Source organism: Pseudomonas sp. 37 R 15 (assembly GCF_900004865.1).
In the GTDB taxonomy this organism is placed as follows: domain Bacteria; phylum Pseudomonadota; class Gammaproteobacteria; order Pseudomonadales; family Pseudomonadaceae; genus Aquipseudomonas; species Aquipseudomonas fluorescens_AM.
On sequence record NZ_CVTV01000055.1, the window covers coordinates 1 to 9,157 of the forward strand.

At 62.5% G+C, this 9,157-nt stretch carries 8 protein-coding genes; 6 read left to right on the forward strand and 2 right to left on the reverse strand.

Annotation, left to right across the window (positions count from 1 at the left end; genetic code table 11):
- The 3 genes from BFQ04_RS20530 to araH all read left to right on the forward strand — a co-directional run.
- Window positions 1–923 (forward strand): substrate-binding domain-containing protein (locus tag BFQ04_RS20530; RefSeq protein ID WP_065932500.1); only part of this gene is annotated, 923 nt, incomplete at its 5' end.
- Window positions 920–2,422 (forward strand): L-arabinose ABC transporter ATP-binding protein AraG, encoded by a 1,503-nt coding sequence (gene araG / locus BFQ04_RS20535; RefSeq protein ID WP_065952332.1) that lies wholly within the window; start codon window positions 920–922, stop codon window positions 2,420–2,422. The genes BFQ04_RS20530 and araG, both read left to right, overlap by 4 nt.
- Before the next feature lie 9 nt (window positions 2,423–2,431).
- Window positions 2,432–3,400 (forward strand): L-arabinose ABC transporter permease AraH, encoded by a 969-nt coding sequence (gene araH / locus BFQ04_RS20540; RefSeq protein WP_065952333.1) that lies wholly within the window; start codon window positions 2,432–2,434, stop codon window positions 3,398–3,400.
- Window positions 3,401–3,514: 114 nt separating this feature from the next.
- Here the strand turns inward: araH and BFQ04_RS20545 are convergent, their stop codons facing one another.
- Window positions 3,515–4,663, reverse strand: a complete 1,149-nt coding sequence (locus tag BFQ04_RS20545; protein WP_065952334.1) for an aldose epimerase family protein — start codon at window positions 4,661–4,663, stop codon at window positions 3,515–3,517.
- Window positions 4,664–4,801: 138 nt separating this feature from the next.
- On the opposite strand from BFQ04_RS20545, the gene BFQ04_RS20550 reads away from it, so the two are divergent.
- Window positions 4,802–5,569, forward strand: coding sequence for an SDR family NAD(P)-dependent oxidoreductase (locus BFQ04_RS20550; RefSeq protein ID WP_065952335.1), 768 nt, complete (start codon window positions 4,802–4,804; stop codon window positions 5,567–5,569).
- Window positions 5,570–5,723: 154 nt separating this feature from the next.
- Here the strand turns inward: BFQ04_RS20550 and BFQ04_RS20555 are convergent, their stop codons facing one another.
- Window positions 5,724–6,710, reverse strand: a complete 987-nt coding sequence (locus tag BFQ04_RS20555) for an AraC family transcriptional regulator (protein WP_065952434.1) — start codon at window positions 6,708–6,710, stop codon at window positions 5,724–5,726.
- A gap of 65 nt (window positions 6,711–6,775) precedes the next feature.
- On the opposite strand from BFQ04_RS20555, the gene BFQ04_RS20560 reads away from it, so the two are divergent.
- Together BFQ04_RS20560 and yghU are read left to right on the forward strand one after the other, a co-directional pair.
- A complete protein-coding gene (locus tag BFQ04_RS20560; protein WP_065952336.1) occupies window positions 6,776–8,002 on the forward strand; it encodes an MFS transporter in 1,227 nt (408 codons plus the stop codon).
- Window positions 8,003–8,046: 44 nt separating this feature from the next.
- Window positions 8,047–8,874 carry a glutathione-dependent disulfide-bond oxidoreductase gene (gene yghU / locus BFQ04_RS20565; RefSeq protein WP_065952337.1) on the forward strand — a complete coding sequence of 276 codons (828 nt, stop codon included), beginning with the start codon at window positions 8,047–8,049 and terminating at the stop codon, window positions 8,872–8,874.
- Window positions 8,875–9,157: the final 283 nt, after the last annotated feature.

Below are 9,157 nucleotides of genomic sequence, written 5' to 3' on the forward strand. Positions count from 1 at the left end.
CCGCTGAAGAAGTGAAGATCGGCTTCCTGGTCAAGCAGGCCGAAGAACCCTGGTTCCAGACCGAATGGGCCTTCGCCGAAAAAGCCGGCAAGGAGCACGGTTTCACCGTGATCAAGATCGCCGTGCCGGATGGCGAGAAAACCCTGTCGGCCATCGACAGCCTGGCCGCCAACGGCGCCAAGGGCTTTGTGATCTGCCCGCCGGATGTGTCCCTGGGCCCGGCCATCGTCGCCAAGGCCAAGGTCAACGGCCTCAAAGTGATGGCCGTGGACGACCGCTTCGTCGACGCCAAGGGCAACTTCATGGAAGACGTGCCGTACCTGGGCATGGCCGCGTTTGAAGTGGGCCAGAAGCAGGGCGCCGCCATGGCCGCCGAAGCGAAAAAACGCGGGTGGGACTGGAAGGACACCTACGCGGTGATCAACACCTTCAACGAACTCGACACCGGCAAGAAACGCACCGACGGTTCGATCAAATCCCTGGAAGAAGCCGGCATTCCCAAGGACCACATCCTCACCGCCGCGCTTAAAACCCTCGACGTGCCCGGCAGCATGGACGCCACCAACTCGGCCCTGGTCAAGCTGCCCAGCGGCGCGAAAAACCTGATCATCGGCGGCATGAACGACAACACCGTGCTCGGCGGCGTACGTGCTACCGAAAGCGCCGGCTTCAAGGCCGCCAACGTGATCGGCATCGGCATCAATGGCACCGACGCCATCGGCGAATTGAAGAAAGCCGACAGCGGCTTCTTCGGCTCGATGCTGCCAAGCCCGCATATCGAGGGCTACAACACCGCGCTGGCAATGTACGAGTGGGTCACCACCGGCAAGGAACCGGCCAAATACACCGCCATGGACGAAGTGACCTTGATCACCCGCGCCAACTTCCAGGAAGAACTGACCAAGATCGGGCTGTGGAAATGACCGCTGCGGCCCTGCGTTTTGACGGTATCGGCAAAACCTTCCCTGGGGTCAAGGCGCTCGATGGCATCAGCTTCACCGCCCACCCGGGGCAAGTGCACGCCCTGATGGGCGAGAACGGTGCGGGTAAATCGACGCTGCTGAAGATCCTCGGCGGCGCCTATATTCCCAGCAGCGGCACGGTGCAGATCGGCGAGCAGACCATGGCCTTCAAGAACGCCGCCGACAGCATTGCCAGCGGTGTGGCGGTGATCCATCAGGAGCTGCACCTGGTGCCGGAAATGACCGTCGCCGAAAACCTGTTCCTCGGGCATCTGCCGTCGCGCTTTGGCGTGGTCAACCGCGGCGTGCTGCGCCAGCAGGCGCTGGCGTGCCTCAAGGGCCTGGCCGATGAAATCGATCCCGAGGAAAAGCTCGGGCGCCTGTCCCTGGGTCAGCGCCAATTGGTGGAAATCGCCAAGGCGCTGTCCCGTGGCGCCCATGTGATTGCCTTCGATGAACCGACCAGCAGCCTCTCGGCGCGGGAGATCGACCGCTTGATGGCGATCATCACGCGCCTGCGCGATGAGGGCAAAGTGGTGCTCTACGTCTCGCATCGCATGGAAGAAGTGTTCCGTATCTGCAATGCGGTGACGGTGTTCAAGGACGGCCGCTTCGTGCGCACCTTCGAGGACATGAGCGCGCTGAGCCACGATCAGTTGGTGACCTGCATGGTCGGGCGCGATATCCAGGACATCTACGACTATCGCCCGCGCGAGCATGGCGACGTCGCCCTGAAGGTTGACGGCCTGCTCGGCCCCGGCCTGCGCGAACCGATCAGTTTCAACGTGCGCAAAGGCGAAATTCTCGGCCTGTTCGGCTTGGTGGGGGCAGGGCGCACGGAACTGTTCCGTCTGCTCAGCGGCCTGGAACGCGCCAGTGCCGGCAGCCTGGAGTTGTGCGGTGAGCCGCTGCAATTACGCTCACCGCGCGATGCCATCGCGGCCGGCGTGCTGCTGTGTCCGGAAGACCGCAAGAAGGAGGGCATCATCCCGCTGTCCAGCGTCGCCGAAAACATCAACATCAGTGCCCGTGGCGCGCATTCGGCGTTCGGCTGGCTGTTGCGCGATGGCTGGGAAAAGGGCAACGCCGACGGGCAAATCAAGGCCATGAAGGTCAAGACCCCGAACGTGGCGCAGAAGATCATGTACCTGTCCGGCGGCAACCAACAGAAGGCCATTCTCGGCCGCTGGTTGTCGATGCCGATGAAAGTGCTGCTGCTGGACGAGCCCACGCGCGGCATCGACATCGGCGCCAAGGCCGAGATCTACCAGATCATCCACAACCTCGCGGCGCAGGGCATTGCCGTGATCGTGGTGTCCAGCGACCTGATGGAAGTCATGGGCATTTCCGACCGCATCCTGGTGCTGTGCGAAGGCGCCATGCGCGGTGAACAACTGCGCGAAAACGCGACTGAATCCAACCTGCTGCAGCTGGCCTTGCCGCGCGGCCTGGCGAACTGAGAGACGACCATGACCATTCAAGACAACGCGTTGCCTTCGGCACGCAAACCCCTCGATCTGCGTGCATTGCTCGACAACTGGGCCATGCTGCTGGCGGCGGTGGGCATCTTTGTGCTGTGTGCCTTGTTGATCGATAACTTCCTCTCGCCGCTGAACATGCGCGGGCTGGGCCTGGCCATTTCCACGGTGGGCATTGCCGCGTGCACCATGTTGTTCTGCCTGGCCTCCGGGCATTTCGACTTGTCGGTGGGCTCGGTGATTGCCTGCGCCGGCGTGGTGGCGGCGATTGTGATGCGCGACACCGACAGCGTGATGCTGGGCATCGGCGCGGCACTGTTGATGGGCCTGATGGTGGGGTTGATCAACGGCATTGTGATTGCCAAGCTGCGGGTCAACGCGTTGATCACCACCCTGGCGACCATGCAGATCGTGCGGGGCCTGGCTTATATCTTTGCCGACGGCAAAGCGGTGGGTGTGTCCCAGGATCAATTCTTCGTGTTCGGCAACGGCCAGTTGTTCGGCGTGCCGGTGCCGATCCTGATCACCATCGTGTGCTTCCTGTTCTTCGGCTGGTTGCTCAATTACACCACCTACGGGCGCAACACCATGGCCATCGGCGGTAACCCGGAAGCGGCGTTACTGGCGGGCGTGAACGTTGATCGCACCAAGATCCTGATCTTCGCCGTGCACGGTTTGATCGGCGCACTGGCCGGGGTGATCCTGGCTTCGCGCATGACCTCCGGCCAGCCGATGATCGGCCAGGGCTTCGAGCTGACGGTGATTTCGGCCTGTGTGCTGGGCGGGGTGTCATTGAGCGGCGGTATCGGCATGATCCGCCATGTGATTGCCGGGGTGTTGATCCTGGCGATCATCGAGAACGCGATGAACCTGAAGAACATCGATACCTTCTACCAGTACGTGATCCGCGGTTCGATCCTGCTGCTGGCCGTCGTCATCGACCGCATGAAACAACGCTAAGTCATGCCATGTGAGGGCTAAATGTGGGAGGGGGCTTGCCCCCGATAGCGGTGGATCAGTTGATGCATCTGTAGCTGACCCACCGCTATCGGGAGCAAGCCCCCTCCCACAATTTTAATCGGCGCTGAATTTGAAGACGGTGTTCTGGGTGTAGGTTTGCCCTGGGTTCAAGCGAGTCGAGGCAAAACCAGGCTGGTTAGGTGCATCCGGAAAATGCTGGGTTTCCAGGGTGAAGCCGCTCCAATGCTGATAGGCCTTGCCGCCCTTGCCCTTCATCGAACCGTCCAGGAAGTTGCTGGTATAGAACTGCACCCCAGGCTCGCTGGTGTAGAGCTGCAAGCGTCGACCCGACTCGGGGTCATGCACCTCGGCCGCCAGCTGCTTGACGTCACCCTTGGTATCCAGCGCCCAGTTGAAGTCGAACCCGCCCTGTTTCGGTTCGGCAAACTTGAGCTGCGGGTGGTCGTCCTTGATGTGCTGGCCGATAGGTGTGGGCTTGAGGAAGTCCATCGGCGTGCCCTTGACCGGCGCCAGTTCGCCGGTGGGGATCAGGGTGGCGTTCACCGGTGTGTAATGGCTGGCGTGCAGGGTGGCGACCTGCTTGAGGATGTCGCCATTGCCCGCGCCGGCCAGGTTGAAGTAGCTGTGGTTGGTGAGGTTGAGCACGGTCGGTTTGTCGGTGGTGGCGGTGTAATCGATGTGCAGTTCGTTCTTGTCGTTCAGGCGATAGGTGACTTCGGTTTTCAGGTTGCCGGGGAAGCCCATTTCGCCGTCCTTGGACAGGTAACTGAGCTTCACGCCGACCGAGTCCTTGTCCTTGACCGACTCGGCTTTCCACACCTGCTTGTCGAAGCCTTGGGCGCCGCCATGCAGCGAGTTGGGGCCGTCGTTGAGCGGCACCTGGAAGCGTTTGCCGTCGAGTTCAAAAGCACCGCCCGCCAGGCGATTGCCGAAGCGGCCAATGGTCGCGCCGAAAAACGCGGTGCCGGCCTGGTAGCCTTGCACGTCGTCAAAACCCAGCACCACGTCGTCGACCTTGCCGTGTTTGTCCGGCACCTTCAGCGACTGCAGCACGCCGCCGTAGGTAATCACCGTGGCTTGCATGCCATGGCTGTTGCGCAACACGTATTGTTCGACGGCGGTGCCGTCATTGGTTTTGCCGAAGGGTTTGTGTTCGCTGCTGAGGCCGGCGGCGTGAGCGCCGCCGCTGGCGATCAACATGGACAGCGCCAGGCCGGACAGCAGGTATCGAGGGTGCTTCATGGTCGAACTTCCTTTTGTTGTTTTAGGATTGAATAGTTCTACTAATGTGCGATATTTCGTCACTTGGACAGCGAATTTATAGCCTTTAACGCCGATTTCGTAAAATAAAATAAGACTAATTGATCGAGGCATCACGTTATGAGTACTGAGCACGCCCTGTATCCCGACCTCAAGGGCAAAACCGTATTGATCTCCGGCGGGGCTTCCGGAATCGGCGAATTCATGGTGCGGGCCTTCGCAGCCCAAGGCGCCAAGGTGGCCTTCGTGGATCGCGCGCAAAGCCAGGGCGAACGCCTCGCTGCGCTGTTGAACTCCAAGGGGCATACCGTCGAGTTCGAATGCTGCGACATTACCGACGAAATTGGTTATCGCGCGGCGATCGGACGTTTCGAGCACTCCCTGGGCCCGATCACGGTACTGGTCAACAATGCCGCGAACGATGTGCGCCACAGCCTGGAAGAAATCGACTCGGACATGTTCGACCGCCTGATCGCGGTCAACCTCAAGCACGCGTTTTTTGCCGCCAAGGCCGTGGTACCGATGATGAAGCACGCCGGTGGCGGCTCGATCATCAACCTCGGCTCCGTCGGCTGGATGATGGCCTCCGCCGGCTACCCGGTGTACGCCGCCAGCAAGGCCGCCGCCCATGGCATGACCCGCGGCCTGGCACGGGAGCTGGGGCCGCACCACATCCGCGTCAACACGCTGGTGCCGGGCTGGGTGATGACGGAAAAACAACTGTCCATGTGGGTGGATGACGCAGCCCGTGAGCTGATCGCCCGCAGCCAGTGCCTGCCGGGCAGTGTAATGCCCGAGCATATCGCCAATATGGCGCTGTTCCTCGCCTCGGACGCGTCGGCGATGTGTTCGGCGCAGAACTTTATCGTCGATGGCGGTTGGGTATAGGCCGGACGTCACTGTCCAACTGTGGGAGGGGGCTTGCCCCCGATGGCGGTGTACCAGTCACCATATAAGCTGGCTGACACACCGCTATCGGGGGCAAGCCCCCTCCCACATTTGAATAGCCGTTGAATAGCCTTCGGTCAAGCGAGCCAGGCGTTCATATCGAACGCCTGGCTGCGCCGGGCGGCTGCCCGGTAATGCGCTTGAAGGCACGGCTGAACGCCGCCTGGGACGTATAGCCAAGGCGTTGCGCCACGGTTTCGATGGGCATGCGCTCCAGGGTCAGCCATTGGCTGGCCAGGCGCATACGCAGTTCCGTGGCATAGCGCAGCGGCGGTACGCCAAGGGCGGCCTGGAAGCGATCGGCGAACACCGAGCGCGAGGTATGACACTGGGCGGCAAGCTCCGCCACGCTCCAGTCGTGGCCCGGTTGCTGATGCAAGGCGAGCAGGGCGCGGGCCAGGCGCGGGTCGCGTAACGCCGCCACCAGACCCGAGGCGTTGCCACAGGCGCACTCGACCCAGCCCCGTACGATCATCGCCGCCACCACATCGGCCAGACGCGCGAGAATACCGGCATAACCCACACGCGCCGCGGACACTTCGCGTTCCATGACCGCCAGGATCGGCATCAGCCCCGGGTAACGCTGGCCTGCGGCATCAATCAGCATCAGCGCCGGCATCAGGTTGCCGAGCCCCTGGAGGCTGCCGAGTTCGAACTCCATGCATGCACTGAACAACAGCCTGTCGGGGACGGTATCGGGTGAGGCATTCACGGCGCAGACGGTATCCCCCAGCGGTGCGCTGTCGAAATCACTGATGTCCTGCACAGCCGCATCCGGCGCGGATAACAGCGCGTGCGCGCCGCCGTGGGAGACGAACACCGCGTTGCCGGCCGACAGTGCGAAAAGGCTGCCGTCCTCGGCACGCAGCGTGGCGCAGCCGGCCGCGAGGAAGTGGAAATAGGCGTGGCCCGGCTTGGCATCAAAGGCCATGCCGAACGTAGGCCCGGCCTGGATGCGCCGGTACTGCACGCCCCGCAGGCGCATGCCGCGCAGCAACTCATTGATCAGGTCGGAGGAAGCGGTGAAAGCGTCCACTGAAGTCATATTCGGGGTTTCGGTCAAGGAATCAAGGTTCTGCATCATAGATCATCCTGGTGCGCCTACCTAGACTGAGCGCCACGTTAATGACTGTAGGAAGACTTTTTATGACTGATTGTGCAGCCCATGCGTCTGCAGGCGTTGTGGCAGAGCCGGCCTGGCTGGCGGTATTTTCCCTGGCGATGGGGGTGTTCGGCTTGCTCACGGCCGAGTACTTGCCGGCCAGCCTGTTGACGCCGATGGCCCTGGACCTGGGCGTTACTGAGGCATTGGCCGGGCAAGCGGTCACGGTGACGGCGGTAGTGGCACTGTTCGCCGGTTTGCTGGTGCCCGGTCTGACCCGTGGTGTCGACCGGCGCATCGTGCTGCTGGGCTTTTCCACGCTGATGATTGCCTCCAACCTGCTGGTGGCGCTGTCTTCCAGCCTGACGGTGTTGTTGCTGATGCGCATCCTGCTGGGCATTGCCCTCGGCGGTTTCTGGAGCATGGCGGCGGCGGTGGCGATGCGCCTGGTGCCTGCGGCGTCCTTGCCCCGTGCGCTGTCGATCATTTTCAGCGGGATCGCATTGGGCACCGTGGTCGCTGTACCGCTGGGCAGCTACCTGGGTGGCCTGTACGGCTGGCGCAGTGCATTTATCGCGGCTGCCGCCGTCGGCGTGGTGACCCTGGTGTTCCAATCATTCACGCTGCCGCGCCTGGCGCCCAATGGCACCGCGCGCCTGCGCACCGTGCTGCACGTGCTGCTGCGCCCCGGCATTGCCATGGGCATGTTCGGCTGCGTCTTGGTGCACACCGCGCATTTTGCGCTGTTCACCTATATCCGACCGTTCCTGGAAAGCACCACCGGAGTCGGTACCGAAGGGCTGGCGCTGATGCTCCTGGGTTTCGGCGTGGCGAACTTCGCCGGGACGCTGTTCGCCGGTTGGTTGCTGGTGCGCCACCCCCGGGCAACGCTGGTGTTGATGCCGGTGCTGGTAGGCATTGCGGCACTGGCGCTGGTCTGGCTGCCTGCGTCACTGCCGACCCAGGCGCTGCTCCTGGCGCTATGGGGCATGGCGTTTGGCGGCGTGCCCGTGGCGTGGTCGAACTGGGTCGCGCGTGCAGTGCCGGACCAGGCCGAAAGTGCCGGAGGCATGGTGGTGGCGTCGGTGCAGTCGGCCATCGCGGCGGGCGCTGCCGGTGGCGGGTTGATGTTCAGCGTCAGTGGCATTGGTGGGGTGTTTGTCGGGGCGGGTGTGTTGATGCTGCTCGCGGCCTTGCTCATCGCACTGCGTGTGCAGGTACCCGGGCAAGACGGGGACCTGGGTGTGACGCACCACCCGTCTTTGGTTTAGTCTGAAACCCTTCGTTGATCGCAAGCGCTCCAGGAGCATTGAACATGGCTGACTACGTACCCCCCAAGGTCTGGACCTGGGACGCCGAAAGCGGCGGCACCTTCGCCAGCATCAATCGGCCCATCGCGGGCGCCACCCATGAAAAAGCGCTGCCAGTGGGCAAGCATCCCTTGCAGTTGTATTCCCTGGCCACGCCCAACGGGCAGAAGGTCACTATCCTGCTCGAAGAGTTGCTGGCCCTCGGGCACACCGGCGCCGAATACGACGCCTGGCTGATCAAGATCGGCGACGGCGACCAGTTCGGCAGCGGCTTCGTGGGGGTCAACCCGAATTCGAAGATTCCGGCGTTGATGGATCACAGCGGCGCGGCGCCGATCCGCGTGTTCGAGTCGGGCGCGATCCTGCAATACCTGGCCGAAAAGTTCGGTGCGTTCTTCCCCACCGAACCTGCGGCGCGTGCCGAGTGCCTGTCGTGGCTGTTCTGGCAGATGGGCAGTGCGCCGTATCTGGGCGGCGGTTTCGGACATTTCTACGCGTATGCGCCAAGCAAGATGGAGTACCCGATCAATCGGTTTGCCATGGAGGCCAAGCGTCAGCTGGATGTGCTGGACAAGCGCCTGGCGGTGAGCGAGTACATTGCCGGGGATGAATACACCATTGCCGATATCGCCATCTGGCCCTGGTACGGTGGGTTGGTGAAAGGGCGCTTGTATGGGGCGGCGGAGTTTCTGTCGGTGCATGAATACAAGCATGTGTTGCGCTGGGCCGATGCGATCGATGCGCGGCCGGCGGTGCAGCGTGGGCGGCGGGTGAATCGGGTGTCGGGCGACGATCAGTTGGCCGAGCGCCATGACGCACGTGATCTGGACTGAGTGAAATCCACGTGTGGGAGGGGGCTTGCTCCCGTGACCGCCCGACAGCCGACGCGTATCTACCTGACGCTCCGAGGTCCAAATGTGGGAGGGGCGGTGCGACGATTCGACTTGCCCCCGATGGCGGCCTCTGGGCTGGCCGGGATGTTGGATTGGACCGAGTACATATCCGTTTCTGCGGTAACGGCGGCTATGGGTTCCGCTTTTACAGCGGGTCACTTTTGGAAAAGAGCCCCAAAAGTAACCAAAAAGGCTCTTGCCCCACCACTCGGCACCTCGCCTA

Excerpts from the sequence above, each read along its gene's own strand:
- BFQ04_RS20555 (WP_065952434.1), bottom strand. The coding sequence starts at position 6,710 with ATGCAGAACCTTGATTCCTTGACCGAAACCCCGAATATGACTTCAGTG.
- BFQ04_RS20560 (WP_065952336.1), top strand. The coding sequence starts at position 6,776 with ATGACTGATTGTGCAGCCCATGCGTCTGCAGGCGTTGTGGCAGAGCCG.
- BFQ04_RS20550 (WP_065952335.1), top strand. The coding sequence starts at position 4,802 with ATGAGTACTGAGCACGCCCTGTATCCCGACCTCAAGGGCAAAACCGTA.
- araG (WP_065952332.1), top strand. The coding sequence starts at position 920 with ATGACCGCTGCGGCCCTGCGTTTTGACGGTATCGGCAAAACCTTCCCT.
- araH (WP_065952333.1), top strand. The coding sequence starts at position 2,432 with ATGACCATTCAAGACAACGCGTTGCCTTCGGCACGCAAACCCCTCGAT.
- yghU (WP_065952337.1), top strand. The coding sequence starts at position 8,047 with ATGGCTGACTACGTACCCCCCAAGGTCTGGACCTGGGACGCCGAAAGC.
- BFQ04_RS20545 (WP_065952334.1), bottom strand. The coding sequence starts at position 4,663 with ATGAAGCACCCTCGATACCTGCTGTCCGGCCTGGCGCTGTCCATGTTG.